Raw genomic sequence first — 17,486 nt, forward strand, 5'->3', positions numbered from 1 at the left:
TAAGGGCATTTCAGGTGGTCGCGAGCCTAGCAGCATGCCCCGCCCGGGAGGCATGCTGCCGCCGGAATTATCAATTCCGTTCCATCTGCTCGGCCAGCCAGTCGTGGACCGCTTCCGCGGCCGTCGGCGCATGGGTCTCCAGCATGGTGAAGTGGTCACCGGGAACCTTGACGGTGACGTGCTCCGGACCCCATATCGAGGATTCCGGGACACCGGTGGCGGGCGCGGAATCCGCGCTCGCCGGGATGGACTCCTCGGCCTCGACGGAGAGCACCGGGACGCCCACCGGAACCGGCGCCCAGTCCGCGAACAGCCGCATGTAGGCACCCATGGCGGTCAGCCTGGTCTCGTCCATCGCGCCGAACATCTTCTCCCGCTCGAACATCTTGCCCGTGAGCGTGGACTGGACATATCCCAGCGCCTCACCGCGAGGTGCGTAGGTGTCCATGAGGACGACCCCCGCGACGGGATTTCCGCGATCCCGGAGGAAATGCGCGACGATATGCGCGATCCATCCCCCGGACGACCGCCCGACAAGCGCGAAGGGATTGTCTCCGGCGCACTTCAGTACCGCTTCCGCCTGCATTTCCGCGATGGCTTCGATATTCGCCGGGAGCTTTTCCCCCCTGACGAATCCGGGCTCCGGCAGCACCGCCACATCGCGGCGCCCCCGGAAACTCGCGGCGAACCGGGCGTACTCCCGCGGCCCCGAGATCGCGACCAGGGACGGGAAGCAGATCAGCTGCGGTGCCGTGCCGCCCCGGGACAGCCGCACCACCTTGGGGGCGGTGCCGACCTCCGCCGCGGTACGGAACGAGGGGCGCAGCCGGGCCGCCGCCATCAGCAGCTGGGTGCCGGCGACGTGCTCCCCGTCGGCGACCGCCTGCCGGAACAGGCCCTCGATGGTGGAGCCGGTTTCGACCGGGGCGGCCGCCGCGGCCTGGCCCGGGTGGGTGCCGCCCGGAGGCGTTCCGGGAGCGCCTTCCTGCTCCGGGCCGCCGGAGGCGCCACCGGCCAGCTGCCCGCGCAGGTACTCCGCGAGGGCTTCCGGCGTGGCCTGGTCGAAGACCGCGGTCGGCGGCAGGTTCAGCCCGGTGGCCTGGTTGAGCCGGTTGCGGATCTCGACCGCGGTCAGCGAGTTGAGGCCGAGTTCCAGGAACGACCGGCCGTCCTCGACCGCCTCCGGAGAGGCGTGCCCGAGCACCGTCGCGACCTGGGTCCGGACCAGTTCCAGCAGCACCTTGGTGGCTTCCGGCGCGGCCAGTCCGGCCAGGCGCCGCCGCAGCGACTCCTCCGGCTCCACCTCGGCCCTGGCCGCCGCGGCGCGGCGGGCCGGGACCCGTACCAGGCCCCGCAGCAGCGGCGGGACCCCGCCGGTGCCGGCCTGGGCGCGCAGCGCCGCGAGGTCCAGCCGGACCGGCACCAGCAGCGCGTCCTCGACGGTGGTGGCGGTGTCCAGCAGGGCGAGTCCCTCCTCGGAGGTGAACGCCGCCACGCCGGCCCGGTTCATCCGCCGCACGTCGCTGTCGTCCATGGTGCCGGTCATTCCGCTGCGCTCCGCCCACAGGCCCCAGGCGAGGGAGGTGGCGGGCAGGCCGGCTGCCCGGCGGTGGGCGGCGAGGGCGTCCAGGTAGGCGTTGGCGGCGGCGTAGTTGGCCTGCCCGGCCCCGCCGAAGACGCCCGCGGCGGAGGAGAACAGCACGAACGCCGTCAGCTCCAGCCCGGCGGTCAGCTCATGGAGGTTGACCGCCGCGTCCACCTTGGGCCGCAGCACGGTGTCGACACGCTCCGGGGTCAGCGAGCCGATCACCCCGTCGTCCAGCACACCGGCCGCGTGCACCACTCCGCGCAGCGGGTGCCCGGCCGGGATCGAGCCGATCAGCCCGGCCAGCGCGTCCCGGTCCGCCGCGTCGCACGCCGCCAGCGTCACCGAGGCGCCCAGTGCGGTCAGTTCGCGTTCCAGCTCCACCGCGCCGGCGCTGTCCCGGCCGCGGCGGCTGAGCAGCACCAGGTGCCGTACCCCGTGGGCGGTGACCAGGTGCCGGGCCACCAGACCGCCGAGCACACCGGTGGCGCCGGTGATCAGCACCGTGCCCGCCGGGTCCCAGACCGCGGACCCGGTGGCGGCATCGGTGGCGTCGTCGGTGGCGGGCCCGGGGGTGCCGGCGACCGGCACCCGGCCGAGCCGCGGCGCGGTGACCGCACCGGCCCGGACCGCCAGCTGCGGTTCGCCGGTGGCCAGGGCCGCGGGCAGCGCGGCCCAGGACGCTTCCGCGCCGTCGAGGTCGAGCAGCACGAACGCGTCCGGGTTCTCGGACTGGGCGGACCGCGCCAGCCCCCACACGGTGGCGAGCGCCGGGTCGGCCAGGGGCTCCTCCGGCCGGACCGCCACCGCGCCGCGGGTCACCAGCACCAGCCGGGAGCCGGCGAACCGCGGGTCGGCGGGCCAGGACTGGATCAGGGCGAGCGCCCGGTGGGCCAGACCGTACGCGGCGGGGATCGGTCCCGGCGCGCCGCCGGTCCCGGGGTCGGTGTCGCAGGCGGCGAACACCAGCTCCGGTGCGGTGCCGTCCGGGCCGATCGCCGCGGCGAGGGCCGCCAGGTCCGGGTAGCTCGCGACGCGCGCGCCGGAGTGCGCGAGCGCTCCCGCCAGACCACCGGTCGCCGCCCCGCCGGTGCCGCCGTCGTCACCGAGCACCGCCCAGTGCGCCGCGGCCCCGGACCGGTCGCCGCCGGTGACCGGCACATCCGCCCAGTCCAGCCGGAACAGCGACTCGTGGAAGGCCCGCGGGGCGCTGCTCAGCTGCTCCCGGGAGACCGCCCGCACCGCGAGCGAGTCCACCGAGACGACCGGCCGGCCCTCGTCGTCGACGGCCAGCACGGACACCGCGTCGTCACCCGCGGACGCCATCCGGATCCGCAGCGCGGACGCGCCGGAGGCGTGCAGGGCGACACCGCTCCAGGAGAACGGCAGCCGGACCTGGCCGGCCGGTGCGCCGTCGCCGCCGGGCCGGCGGACGAAGCTGCCCAGGCCCATGGCGTGCAGGGTGGCGTCGAGCAGCGCGGGGTGGACGCCGAACCGGCCGGCGTCGGCCCGCTGCTCCTCGGGCAGTTCGATCTCGGCGTACACCGCCCCGTCGCTCCGCCAGGCCGCCCGCAGCCCCTGGAACACCGGCCCGTAGCCCAGGCCGCTGCCCGCGAAGCGCTCGTAGAGGCCGCTCACGTCGACCGCCTCGGCGCCCCGCGGCGGCCATTCCCGGAGGGCCTGGACGGCGGGCACCGGGCCGGGGGCGGCGAGGAAGCCGGTGGCGTGCCGCACCCAGGGGGTGCCGGCGGGCTGCCCGGCGCCCGCGCCGGGCTCGTCGTACCGGGAGTACACGCTCACCGTGCGGCGGCCGGTCTCCTCCGGGCCGCCGACGACCACCTGCAGCCGTACCGCACCGCGTTCGGGCAGTACCAGCGGCGCCTCCAGGGTGAGTTCCGCCACCTGGCCGCAGCCCACCGCGTCGCCCGCCTGGACGGCGAGTTCGACGAACGCGGTGCCGGGCAGCAGCGCCATGTCGGCCACCGTGTGGTCGGCGAGCCAGGGGTGGGTGCGCAGCGAGAGCCGGCCGGTGAGGAGGAAGCCGTCGGAGTCCGGCAACGGCAGCGCGGCGCCCAGCAGCGGGTGCCCGGCGGTCTCCAGCCCGGCCGCGGTGACGTCGCCGGGCTCGCCGCCGGTGGACTCCAGCCAGTACCGCTCGCGCTGGAACGCGTAGGTGGGCAGCGCCACCCGGCGGCCCCCGGTGCCGGCGTACGCCTCCGGCCAGTCGACCCGGGCGCCGGCCGCGTGGGCCTCCGCCAGCGAGGTCAGCAGCCGTTCCCGGCCTCCCTCGCCGCGGCGCAGGGTCCCGACGGCGACCGCCCGGGCGTCGACGTCCGCGGCGGTCTCCGCGATCCCGACGGTGAGCACCGGGTGCGGGCTGACCTCGATGAACAGCCCGTGGCCGCGGGCCAGCAGGGTGCGCACCACCGGGTCGAAGCGCACGGTCTGCCGCAGGTTGCGGTACCAGTACCCGGCGTCCAGCGCCGCGGTGTCGACCTCCTCGCCGGTGACGGTGGAGTGGAACGGCACGGTGGCGGGGCGCGGGGTGATGCCCGCCAGGGCGGCGGTCATCTCGTCCCGGACCTGCTCCACCTGCGCGGAGTGCGAGGCGTAGTCGATGGGGATGCGGCGGGCCCGGACCCCGTCGGCCTCGCAGGCCGCCAGCAGTTCCTCCAGGGCCGCCGTCTCGCCGGAGACCGCGACCGAGGAGCCGCCGTTGAGCGCGCCGATCGAGAGCCGGTCGCCCCAGCGCTCCAGGCGGCGCTCGACGTCGGCCGGCGGCAGGGACACGGCGACCATGCCGCCCTGCCCGGAGATCGCCAGCAGCGCCCGCGCCCGCAGGGCGACGACCCGGGCGGCGTCCTCCAGGGACAGCGCGCCCACCACCGTGGCCGCCGCGATCTCGCCCTGCGAGTGGCCGACGACCGCCGCCGGTTCGACGCCGTGGGAGCGCCAGACCTCGGCGAGGGCGACCATCACCGCCCACAGCGCGGGCTGCACCACGTCGACCCGCTCCAGCGAGGCCGCGCCGGGGGCTCCGCGCAGCACGTCGACGAGCGACCAGTCGCCGTACCCGCTGAGCGCGACCGCGCACTCGTGGATCCGCTCGGCGAACACCGGCGAGGAGTCCAGCAGTTCACCGGCCATGCCGAGCCACTGCGAGCCCTGGCCGGGGAAGACGAACACCGGCCGGTCGGCCGCCGAGCCGGGGGCCGCGGTGCCCCGCACCAGACCGGGCGCCTCCCGGCCCTCGGCCAGGGCCCGCAGGCCCTCGGTGAAGCCGGCCCGGTCCCCGGAGATCACGACGGCGCGGCGGTCGAACGCGGCCCGGGTGGTGGCCAGCGAGTGCCCGATGTCGGCGACCGACGCCCCGGGGTGCTCGGCCAGGTGGGCCAGCAGCCGCCGGGCCTGGGCACGCAGCGCCGCCTCGGACTTGGCGGACACCGGCCAGGGCAGCGCGACGGGTCCCTGGGGGACGTCCGTCACGGGCGCTCCGGTCCCGCCGCCGGCCCGCGGCCCGGCCGCGGTCTCCGGGTCCGGGGCGGCAGCCCGCTCCGGGTCCGGGACGGCGGCCGGATGCGGCTCCGGGAGGGCGGCCGGGTCCGGGTGCCGGAGTGCGGCCGGGTCCGGCCCCTGCTCCAGGATGACGTGCGCGTTGGTGCCGCTCAGCCCGAACGACGAGACGCCCGCCCGGCGCGGACGCCCGGTCTCGGGCCAGTCGACCGCCTCGGCCAGCAGCCGCACCGCCCCGGCCGACCACTCCACGTGCGGGGAGGGCGCGTCGACGTGGAGCGACCGCGGCAGCATGCCGTGCTGCATGGCCAGCACCATCTTGATGATGCCGGCGGCGCCGGCGGCGGCCTGGGTGTGCCCGATGTTGGACTTGACGGAGCCCAGCCACAGCGGGCGGTCCTCGGGCCGGTCCTGGCCGTAGGTGGCCAGCAGCGCCTGCGCCTCGATGGGATCGCCCAGCGTGGTGCCGGTGCCGTGCGCCTCCACCGCGTCCACCTCGGACACCGCCAGCCCGGCGCCGGCCAGCGCCTCCCGGATCACCCGCTGCTGCGACGGTCCGTTGGGGGCGGTGAGGCCGTTGCTGGCGCCGTCCTGGTTGACGGCCGAGCCGCGGACCACCGCGAGCACCGGGTGGCCGTTGCGGCGGGCGTCCGACAGCCGCTCCAGCAGCACCATGGCCGCGCCCTCGCCCCAGCCGGTGCCGTCGGCGGCGGCCGCGAACGGCTTGCAGCGGCCGTCCGGGGCCAGCCCGCGCTGCCGGCTGAACTCCACGAACGTCGCGGGGGACGACATCACCGTCACGCCGCCGGCCAGCGCCAGCGAGCACTCCCCCTGGCGCAGCGCCTGCGCCGCGAGGTGGAGCGCCACCAGCGAGGAGGAGCAGGCGGTGTCGATGGTGACGGCCGGGCCCTCCAGGCCGAAGGTGTACGCCACCCGGCCGGACGCGATGCTTCCCGATCCGCCGGTGGCCAGGTAGCCCTCGACGCCGTCCGGGACGCTGCGCAGCCCGGACCCGTAGTCGTGGTACATCAGGCCCGCGAACACGCCGGTGCGGGACCCGCGCAGGCCCGCCGGGTCGACACCGGCCCGCTCGAACGCCTCCCAGGAGGTCTCCAGCAGCAGCCGCTGCTGCGGGTCCATGGCCAGCGCCTCGCGCGGCGAGATCCCGAAGAAGCCCGCGTCGAAGTCGCCGGCCCCGTACAGGAAGCCGCCTTCCCGGGCGTAGCTCTTGCCGACCGCGTCCGGGTCCGGGTCGTACATGCCGTCCACGTCCCAGCCGCGGTCCGCGGGGAACGCGGCGATGGCGTCCTCCCCCGCGGAGACCAGCCGCCACAGCTCCTCGGGCGAGCCCACGCCGCCGGGGAACCGGCAGCTCATGCCGACGATGACCACCGGGTCGTCGTCCGCCGCCGCGCCGGTGGCCGGGGCCGGGGCCCGGACGGCGGCCTCCCCGCCCGCGAACAGTTCCTGGTGCAGGTGCCTGCCCAGGGCCGCCGGGGTCGGGTGGTCGAAGACCAGGGTGGCGGTCAGTCGCAGCCCGGTGGCGGTGTTGATCCGGTTGCGCAGTTCCACCGCGGTGAGCGAGTCGAACCCGAAGTCCTTGAACGCCCGCTCGGCTTCGACCGCTTCGGGTGCGGCGTGCCCGAGCACCACGGCCACCTGCGCCCGCACCAGGTCCAGCAGCGCCCGCTCCCGCTCGGCGGCGGACAACCCCGCCAGCCGCTGCCGGAGCGCGCCGCCGGCGCCCCCGGCGCCCTGCGCCGCCGCCCGCCGTGCCGGAACCGGCACCAGCTCGCGCAGCACCGGCGGCAGCGGCCGGTCGGCCGCCCGGGCGGCGGTGCGGAGTGCGGCGGTGTCCAGGCGGACCGGTACCACGACCGGCTCGTCCCCGGCACACCCCGCGTCGAACAGGGCCAGCCCCTGGGCGGTGGACAGACCGGTGATCCCGGCCCGCCCCATCCGCCGCACATCAGCCTCGGCCAGCCCACCGGTCATCCCACCGGCCTGCTCCCACAACCCCCACGCCAACGACACCGCCGGCAGCCCCGCACCACGCCGGTAGACCGCCAGCGCGTCCAGGAACGCGTTCGCCGCCGCGTAGTTCGCCTGCCCCGCACCCCCCAGCGTCCCCGACACCGACGAGAACAACACGAACGCCGACAACGGCAGACCCGCCGTCAGCTCATGCAGGTTCACCGCCGCGTCCACCTTCGGACGCAGCACCGCATCCAGCCGCTCCGCCGTCAGCGACTCCACCACACCGTCATCCAGCACACCCGCCGCATGCACCACACCCGTCAGCGGATACTCCGCCGGCACCCCCGCGATCACCGCCGCCAGCGCACCCCGGTCCGCCACATCACACGCCGCCCAGGTCACCGACGCACCCAGCGCCTCCAACTCCCCGGACAACTCCACCGCACCCGGCGCACCCGCCCCACGACGACCCACCAGCAACAAACGCCGCACCCCACACTCGGCCACCAGATGCCGCGCCACCACACCACCCAGCGCACCACCCGCACCCGTCACCAGCACCGTCCCCTCCGACCCCCAGGGAGCGGTGCCGTCGGCCGCGGCGGACCCGACCCGGGTCAGCCTGGGCACCAGCAGCTGCCCCGCGCGCACCGCCAGCTGCGGCTCCCGCGACGCCGGCGCCGTCAGCAGCGCTTCCGCCGCGTCCGCCGTCCCGGCGGTGTGCGGCTCGTCGGTGTCCACCAGCACGAACCGGTCCGGGTGCTCGGCCTGCGCGGACCGCAGCAGCCCCCACACCGCCGCGGACGCCAGGTCGCGCACCGGCTCGTCGGCACCGGCCGCCACCGCGCCCCGGGTCAGCACGACCAGCCGGGAGCCGGCGAACCGCTCGTCGGCCAGCCAGGCCCGGACCAGCTCCAGTGCCCGCCGGGTGGCGGCCCGCACGGCGGCGGCGTCCGGCGCACCGGACGCCCGTGTCCCGTCCGGCTCCGGCAGGAACGAGGTGAACACCACGGACGGCACCGGCGTCCCCGCGTCGACCGCCCCGGACAGGGCGGCCACATCCCCGTCCCGGTACGTCCGGGCCTCCACGCCCACGGACTTCAGGGCCACCAGCAGCTCGGGCAGGTCGCCCAGGACTGCGGCACCGGCCCACTGGTCGGCAGCGGCCTCGGCGACCGGCAGCGCACGCCAGCCCAGCCGGTACAGCGAGTCGCCGGCCGAGCCGCGCGCGGCACCGATCTGTCCTGGCGAGACCGGGCGGGTGGCCAGCTCTTCGACCCGGCCGACCGGCGCCCCCGCGGGGTCGGTCAGCTCCAGCGACAGACCGTTCCCGTCCGCGCCGGTGGGGGTGAGCCGCACCCGCAGCGCGGAGGCGCCAGCGGCGTGGAACTCCACTCCCCGCCAGGAGAACGGCAGCCGGAGCTCCGGCTCGTCCGGCCGTTCCGCCCCGGGCCCGGCGTCCGCGACTCCGGCGGCGCCCACCGCGTGCAGCGCCGCGTCCAGCAGCGCCGGGTGCACCCCGAAGCCACGCAGCTCGGGTCCCGCCGGCTCCTCCGGCAGCGCCACCTCGGCGAAGATCTCCCGGCCCCGGCGCCACACCGACTCCAGGCCCTGGAACCACGGCCCGTAGTCCAGACCCGCTTCGGCGACATACGCGTAGAAACCGTCGACCGGCACCGGCTCGGCGTCCGCCGGCGGCCACTCGCCCGCGGCGCCGGAGTCCGGCCCCGGGACCGGGTCCGCGACGGCCGGTGCCACCGTGCCGGTGGCGTGCCGCACCCAGGACGCCGCTTCGTCGTCCAGCCGCGAGAAGACGCCCACCGGCCGACGGCCGGTCGGGTCGGCGTCACCGACCGACACCCGCAGCTGGACCGCGTCCTGCTCGGACAGCAGCAGCGGGGTCTCCAGGGCGAGTTCTTCCAGCCGACCGCAGCCGATCCGCTCCCCCGCGAACAGCGCGAGGTCCACGAACGCCGTCCCCGGCAGCATCGCCGTGCCCAGTACGGCGTGGTCGGCGAGCCAGGGGTGGGTCCGCAGGGACAGCCGCCCGGTGAACAACCAGCCGTCCGACTCCGGCAGCGCCACCGCCGCACCCAGCAACGGATGCCCGGCCGCACCGATCCCCACCGACGCCACATCCCCGGCCACCGGCACCGACTCCAACCAGTACCGCTCCCGCTGGAACGCATACGTCGGCAGATCCACCCGACGCCCCACCACCCCGGACGCGGTCAGCAACCGCGACCAGTCAACCCCCGCACCCCGCACGAAGATCTCCGCCAACGCCTCCGCCAGCGAACCCGCCTCCGCACGGTCCTTCCGCAGTACCGGCGCGAACACCGCCTCCGGCACCGACTCCTGGCCCATCGCCGACAACACACCGTCCGGACCCAGCTCCAGGAACGTCACCACCCCGGCCGCGTCCAACGCCTCCACACCCTGCGCGAACCGCACCGCCTCCCGCACATGCCGCACCCAGTACCCCGGCGAGCACAGCTCCTCCGCCGACGCGACCTGGCCGGTCACGTTGGATACGACCGGGATGGAGGGTTCGGCATACGTCAGGCTCTGGGCGATCTGCTCGAACTCGGCCAGCATCGGCTCCATCAACGGCGAGTGGAACGCATGTGACACCCGCAGCCGACGCGTCTTCACGCCCTGCGCCGACAGCGCCTCCGCGACCTCCACCACAGCCGCCTCGACACCGGAGAGCACCACGGACGCCGGACCGTTGACGGCCGCGATGCCGACCTCATCCTCACGGCCGGCCAGCAGCCCCCGGACCTCTTCCTCCGTGGTGTTCACCGCGATCATCGCGCCACCAGTGGGCAGGGCCTGCATCAGCCGGCCACGCGCCGCGACCAGCGCACACGCGTCATCCAGCGACCACACCCCCGCCACATGCGCCGCGGCCAGCTCACCGATGGAGTGCCCGCCCACGAAGTCCGGCACCACACCGAAGGACTCCACCAACCGGAACAACGCCACCTCGACCGCGAACAGCGCACACTGCGTGAACACCGTCTGATCCAGCAACCCCGCATCCGCAGAACCGGACTCGGCGAAGACCACCTCACGCAACGGCCGGTCCAACACAGCGGCACCATCACCGGCACTGATGGCGTCGAACCGGGCGCACACCGCGTCGAAGGCATCCGCGAACACCGGATAGGCCGCGTACAGCTCCCGGCCCATCCCGGCCCGCTGCGAGCCCTGGCCGGAGAACAGCACCGCGGACTTGCCCGGCACCACCGTGCCCAGCACCACACCCGGCACCGGCTCACCCGACACCACACCCGAAAGCCCCGACACAAACCCCTCGCGGCCATCAGCCAGCACCACGGCCCGGTGCTCCAACACCGACCGCGACGTCACCAGCGAATACGCCACATCCCCCACCGGCACACCCGCACCGGAGACGAACGACCGCAACCGCTCCGCCTGCCCCCGCAGCCCCGCCGCGGACCGCCCGGACACCACCCACGGCACCACCACACCCGCCGCAGGCGCCGCCTCAGCCGACTCGGCCTCCACCGGCACCGGCTCCACCGGCGCCTGCTCCAGCACCACATGCGCATTGGTGCCACTGATCCCGAACGACGACACACCCGCCCGACGCGGACGCTCCACCTCCGGCCATGCCTCGGCCTCGGTCAGCAGCCGCACCGCACCCGCGGACCAGTCCACGTGTCCGCTGGGCTCGTCCACATGCAGGGTCCGCGGCAGCACGCCGTGCCGCATGGCCAGCACCATCTTCATCACACCGGCCACACCGGCCGCGGCCTGCGCGTGCCCGATGTTGGACTTGATCGAGCCCAGCCACAGCGGCTCGTCGCCGGACCGCTCCTGGCCGTAGGTGGCCAGCAGCGCCTGCGCCTCGATCGGGTCACCCAGCGTGGTACCCGTGCCGTGCGCCTCGACGGCGTCCACCTCGGCCGCGGTCAGACCCGCACTCGCCAGCGCCTGCCGGATCACCCGCTGCTGCGACGGACCGTTCGGCGCCGTCAGACCATTGCTCGCGCCGTCCTGGTTGATCGCCGAACCCCGCACCACCGCCAGCACCGGGTGCCCGTTGCGGCGCGCGTCCGACAGCCGCTCTAGCAGCAGCACGCCGACGCCCTCGGAGAATCCGGTACCGTCCGCCGCGTCCGCGAACGCCTTGCAGCGCGCGTCCGGGGACAGCCCGCGCTGCCGGCTGAACTCCACGAACAGACCCGGTGAGGACATCACCGTCACACCGCCGGCCAGCGCCAGGGAGCACTCGCCCTGCCGCAGCGCCTGCGCGGCCAGGTGCAGCGCCACCAGCGACGAGGAGCACGCGGTGTCCACCGTCACCGCCGGCCCCTCGAACCCGAAGGTGTAGGAGACCCGGCCGGAGACGATGCTGCCGGCGCTGGGGTTCCCAGGGCCGCCGTCGGGGCCCTGCTGGAGCCCGTAGTCGTGGTACATGACGCCGGCGAAGACACCGGTCTGGCTGCCGCGCACGCTCTCCGGGTCGATCCCGGCCCGCTCCAGCGCCTCCCAGCTGGTCTCCAGCAGCAGCCGCTGCTGCGGATCCATCGCCACCGCCTCACGCGGCGAGATACCGAAGAACGCCGGGTCGAACTCACCCGCGTCGTAGAGGAAACCACCCTCCCGGGCGTAGCTCTTGCCGGGGACGCCGGGGGTCGGGTCGTACAGTTCGGCCTCGTCCCAGCCGCGGTCCTGGGGGAAGCCGGCGATGGCGTCGCGGCCCTCGCTGAGCAGCTGCCACAGTTCTTCGGGGGTGCGCACGCCGCCGGGGTAGCGGCAGCTCATCGCCACGATGGCGATCGGCTCGTCATGGGCGGCCGAGGTCCGGCCGGTGGCCGGTGCGGCGCCGTCCGCGGTCCGCGCCCCGACCAGGTCCCGCCGCAGCTGGAGGGCGAGCGCCGAGGGCGTCGGGTAGTCGAAGACGAGGGTGGCGGGGAGCCGCAGCCCGGTGGCCGCGTTGAGCCGGTTGCGCAGCTCGACGGCGGTCAGCGAGTCGAAGCCCAGCTCCTTGAAGGCCCGGGTGGCTTCGACGGTCTCGGTCCCGGTGTGCCCGAGGACCTCGGCCACATGGGTGCGGACGAGGTCGAGCAGCAGCTCCTGCTGTCCGGCTTCCGGCAGTCCGGCCAGCCGTCGGTCCAGCTGGGACCCGCCCGCGCCGCCGTCGGCCGCGTCGGCCGCGCGCCGCCCGGGGACGCGGACCAGGCCGCGCAGCAGGGCCGGCACGCCGCCGGACAGGGCGCGGGCGCGCAGGGCAGGGATGTCGAGGCGGACCGGCAGCAGGGTGGCCTGGCCGGCGGTGCCCGCGGCGTCGAACAGCGCCAGTCCCTCGTCGGAGGTGAGGGCGGTGATGCCGCCCTGGCGCATGCGGCGCACGTCCTCGTCGTCGAGGTGGCCGGTCATTCCGCTGCGTTCGGCCCAGAACCCCCAGCCGAGGGAGGTGGCGGGCAGGCCGGCTGCCCGGCGGTGGGCGGCGAGGGCGTCCAGGTAGGCGTTGGCGGCGGCGTAGTTGGCCTGGCCGGAGCCGCCGAAGGTGCCCGCGGCGGAGGAGAACAGCACGAACGCGGTCAGCGGCAGCCCGGCGGTGAGCTGGTGCAGGTTGATCGCCGCGTCGGTCTTGGGGCGCAGCACCGTGTCGACCCGGTCGGGGGTCAGGGATTCCACCACGCCGTCGTCCAGCACTCCGGCGGCGTGCACCACGCCGGTGAGCGGGTGCGCGGCGGGAATGGCGGCGATCAGCGCGGCGAGTGCCGCACGGTCGGAGGCGTCGCAGGCGGCGATGGTCACGGCGGCGCCGACGGCGGTGAGTTCGGTCTCCAGCTCGGCCAGTCCGGCGGCCGCCCGGCCGCGGCGTCCGGCGAGCACCAGGTGGCGCACGCCGTGCCGGGCGACCAGGTGGCGGGCGATCAGGCGGCCGAGGGTGCCGCCGGCGCCGGTGACCAGCACCGTGCCGGTGCTGTCCCAGGTGTGGCCGGCCGTGCCGCCGGTCTCGGTGCCGGCCGGCTCGTCCGGGCCGGCCGGTTGGGGGGCGGTGGCGCGGGCCAGCCGGGGGGCGAGCAGGGCGCCGTTGCGGACCGCGATCTGGGGTTCGCCGGCGAGGACGGCGGCGCGTACCGCATCCGGGAGGGCCGTCGTGGCGTCGTCGGCGCCGTCCGTGTCGATCAGGTCGATCAGGACGAAGCGGTCCGGGTGCTCCGACTGGGCCGACCGGACCAGGCCCCAGACGGCGGCCGCCGCGGGGGTGTCGAGCCGGTCGCCGTCGGCGGCGGCGACCGCGCCGCGGGTGAGGAACGCCAGCCGGGAGTGGGCGAACCGCTCGTCGGCCAGCCAGGTCTGGATCAGCTGGAGCGCGTGGTGGGTGACGGCGCGTACCGCGGCGGGCGCGCCGGCGGAGTCCGGGCCGGGGACGGCCGGGGCGAGCGGCGCCAGCACCGTGCCGGGCAGCGGGAGACCGCGGTCCACGGCCTCGCCGAGGGCCGCCAGGTCGGGGAAGTCCCCCACGTGCCCGGTGACGGCGTCGCCGACGAGGGCGGGGCCGCCGCCGATGACGGCCCACACCTCCTCCGGCTGTGCGCCGATGATCCCGGCCGGGCCGCCGGGGGCGGGGGCGATACCGCTCCACTCCACCCGGAAGAGCGATTCATGGCGGGTGCCGCGGGCGGCGCTCAGCTGCTCCGCCGAGACGGGCCGGGTGACCAGGGAGTCCACGGTGGCCACCGGGGCGCCGGTGGCGTCGGCCACCAGCAGTGCCACCGCGTCGGTGCCGGTGGGGGTCAGCCGGACCCGCAGGTTGGCGGCGCCGGTGGCGTGCAGCGACACCCCGGACCAGACGAACGGCAGGCTGGGCCGCCCGGCGGGGGCGGCGTCGGTGCCGCCGGTCCGGTGCGCGGGGCCCATGGCGTGCAGGGCGGCGTCCAGCAGCGCCGGGTGCAGGCCGAAGCGGCCCGCGTCCGGCCGCTGCTCGTCGGGGAGGACGACCTCGGCGTAGACCTCGGCGCCGCGCCGCCAGACGGCGCGCAGGCCCTGGAAGACCGGGCCGTACTCCAGTCCGGCCGCGGCCAGTCGGTCGTAGGCGTCCGCGGTGTCCACGACCTGGGCGCCGATGGGCGGCCACTGGGCGAGGTCCGCGGCCTGCGCGGCGGGGGTGGCGGTGGAGGTGGCGGTGGTGGTGAGGACGCCGTCGGCGTGCCGGGTCCACGGCTGCTCGGTGTCGCCGGCCGGGTCCTCCGGCCGGGAGTACACGCTCAGCGAGCGGCGGCCCGACGCGTCGGGCCCGCCCACTGCCAGCTGCACCTGGACGCTGCCGCGTTCGGGCAGGACCAGCGGTGCTTCCAGGGTCAGTTCCTCCACCCGGTCGCAGCCGGCCGAGTCACCGGCGCGCAGCGCCAGTTCGACGAAGGCGGTGCCGGGCAGCAGCACGGTGTCGGCCACCGCGTGGTCGGCCAGCCAGGGGTGGGTACGGAGCGACAGCCGGCCGGTGAGCAGGAAGCCCTCGGCGTCGGCGAGGGCGACCACGGCGCCCAGCAGCGGGTGGTCCATGGCGCCCAGGCCCAGGCCCGCCGCGTTCCCGGGGCCGGCGGCGGTCCCGTCGGACTCCAGCCAGTAGCGCTCGCGCTGGAACGGGTAGCCGGGCAGCGGGACCCGGCGGCCGCCGGAACCGGCCAGTACCGAGCGCCAGTTCACCCGGGCGCCGGCGTTGTGGGCTTCGGCGAGGGAGAGCCAGAAGCGTTCCAGGCCGCCCTCGTCGCGGCGGAGCGAGCCGATGACGGCCGCTTCGGTGCCGGTGTCGCCGGCGGTCTGCTCGATACCGAGGGTGAGCACCGGGTGGGCGCTGGCCTCGATGAACAGCTGGTGTCCGTCGGCCAGCAGCAGCCGCACCGTCTCGTCGAACCGGACGGTCTGCCGCAGGTTGCGGTACCAGTAGTCGGCGTCCATGACGGAGGTGTCGATCACTCCGGCGGTCACCGACGAGTAGAACGGCACGGCCGCGGGCCGCGGGGTGATGCCCGCCAGGGCGCCGATCACCTCGTCGCGGATCCGCTCCACCTGCGCGGAGTGCGACGCGTAGTCCACCGGGATGCGGCGGGCCCGGACGTCCTCGGCCTCGCAGGCCGCCAGCAGCTCCGTCAGCGCCCCGGGCTCGCCGGCGACCACCACCGACGAGGGTCCGTTGACGGCCGCGACCGACAGCCGCCCGTCCCACCGCTCCAGCCGGGCGGCGACCTCGGCCTGCGGCAGGGACACCGACACCATGCCGCCCTGACCGGACAGTGCCGGCAGTGCCCGGGCGCGCAGCGCCACGACCTTCGCCGCGTCCTGCAGGGTGAGCGCGCCCGCGACGGCCGCGGCCGCGATCTCGCCCTGCGAGTGGCCGATGACCGCCGCCGGTTCGACGCCGTAGGAGCGCCACAGCTCGGCGAGCGAGACCATCACCGCCCACAGCGCGGGCTGCACCACGTCGACCCGCTCCAGCGAGGCCGCGCCGGGGGCTCCGCGCAGCACGTCGACGAGCGACCAGTCGGTGTACGGGGCGAGGGCCGCGGCGCACTCGTCGATCCCGGCGGCGAACACCGGGGAGGAGTCCAGCAGTTCCGCGGCCATGCCGACCCACTGCGAGCCCTGGCCGGGGAAGACGAACACCGGCCGGTCGGCCGAGCCGGAAGCGGCCGTGCCCTGCACCAGGCCGGGCGCCCCCCGGCCCTCGGCGAGCGCGCCGAGGTTGTCCAGGAGCCCGGCCCGGTCGGTGGCCAGGACCACGGCGCGGTGCTCGAACGCGGCCCGGGTGGTGGCCAGGGACACCGCGATGTCGGCGTCGGTCAGCTCCGGCCGCTCGTCGATGTGGGTCAGCAGACGGGCGGCCTGGGCGCGCAGCGCGGCGGTGGACTTGGCCGACAGCAGCCAGGGCAGGGCGGGCGGGGTGGACTGCCCGGTCACCGCGGAGGGGGAGACCGCGCCGCCCGGCCCGGTGGCGGAGCCGTCGGCGCCGTCCCGGTCGTCCGCCGGGGGCTGCTCCAGGATGATGTGCGCGTTGGTGCCGCTGATGCCGAAGGACGACACGCCCGCCCGGCGCGGCTCGTCGCGGTCCGGCCAGGTCCGGGCCTCGGTGAGCAGCCGGACCCCGCCGCTGGACCAGTCGACGTGCGGGGTGGGGGCGTCCACGTTCCGGGTCTGCGGCAGCACGCCGTGGCGCATCGCCAGCACCATCTTGATGATGCCCGCGACGCCGGCGGCGGCCTGGGTGTGCCCGATGTTGGACTTGATGGAGCCCAGCCACAGCGGGCGGTCCTCGGGCCGGTCCTGGCCGTAGGTGGCCAGCAGCGCCTGCGCCTCGATCGGGTCACCCAGCGTGGTGCCCGTGCCGTGCGCCTCGACCACGTCGACCTGCTTGGCGGAGAGCCGGGCGCCGGCCAGCGCCTGCCGGATCACCCGCTGCTGCGACGGGCCGTTCGGCGCCGTCAGGCCGTTGCTGGCGCCGTCCTGGTTGATCGCCGAGCCGCGGACCACCGCGAGCACCGGGTGGCCGTTGCGGCGGGCGTCCGACAGCCGCTCCAGCAGCAGCATGCCGGCGCCCTCGCCCCAGCCGGTGCCGTCGGCGGCGGCCGCGAACGGCTTGCAGCGGCCGTCCGCCGCCAGCCCCCGCTGCCGGCTGAACTCCACGAACGTGCCGGGCGTCGCCATGACGGTGACCCCGCCGGCCAGCGCCAGGGTGCACTCGCCCCGGCGCAGCGCCTGCGCGGCCCAGTGCAGGGCCACCAGGGAGGAGGAGCAGGCGGTGTCGATGGTGACGGCCGGCCCTTCGAGGCCGAAGGTGTACGCGACCCGGCCGGAGGCGACGCTGCCGGCGGTCCCGTTGCCGAGGTAGCCCTCGACGCCGGGGGGCACCGAGGTCAGGCCGGAGCCGTAGTCGTGGTACATGACCCCGGCGAACACGCCGGTCCGGGAGCCGCGCAGCTCCGCGGGGTCGATCCCGGCCTGTTCGAACGCCTCCCAGCTGGTCTCCAGCAGCAGCCGCTGCTGGGGGTCCATGGCGAGCGCCTCGCGCGGCGAGATGCCGAAGAACGCCGGGTCGAACTCGCCCGCGCCGTGCAGGAACCCGCCCTCCCGGGCGTAGCTCTTGCCGGGCGTGCCCGGGTCCGGGTCGTACAGGCCCTCGACGTCCCAGCCGCGGTCGGTGGGGAAGCCGGAGATCGCGTCCGTGCCGCCCGCGACCATGCGCCACAGTTCCTCGGGGGTCCGCACGCCGCCCGGGTAGCGGCAGCTCATCGCCACGATGGCGATGGGCTCCCGGTCGGCGGCCTCCACTTCCTGGAGGCGTTCCCGGGTCTGGTGCAGGTCGGCGATGGCCCGCTTGAGGTAATCCCGGAGCTTGTCTTCGTTGCTACTCATCGCGCTTTCCCCCATG

The 17,486-nt window shown here is 75.8% G+C and carries 1 protein-coding gene; it reads right to left on the reverse strand.

Annotated features, from left to right (window positions below):
- Positions 1-70: 70 nt before the first annotated feature.
- The gene (locus ACH4B3_RS12370) at positions 71-17,470 is read right to left on the reverse strand and encodes a type I polyketide synthase (protein WP_398462737.1); all 17,400 of its coding nucleotides are present in this window, start codon (positions 17,468-17,470) and stop codon (positions 71-73) included.
- Between the last annotated feature and the right edge of the window lie 16 nt (positions 17,471-17,486).

The organism is Streptomyces sp. NPDC018031 (assembly GCF_044327625.1).
In the GTDB taxonomy this organism is placed as follows: Bacteria; Actinomycetota; Actinomycetes; order Streptomycetales; family Streptomycetaceae; genus Streptomyces.

Coding starts and splice junctions, on each gene's coding strand:
- ACH4B3_RS12370 (WP_398462737.1), bottom strand. CDS start 17,470: ATGAGTAGCAACGAAGACAAGCTCCGGGATTACCTCAAGCGGGCCATC.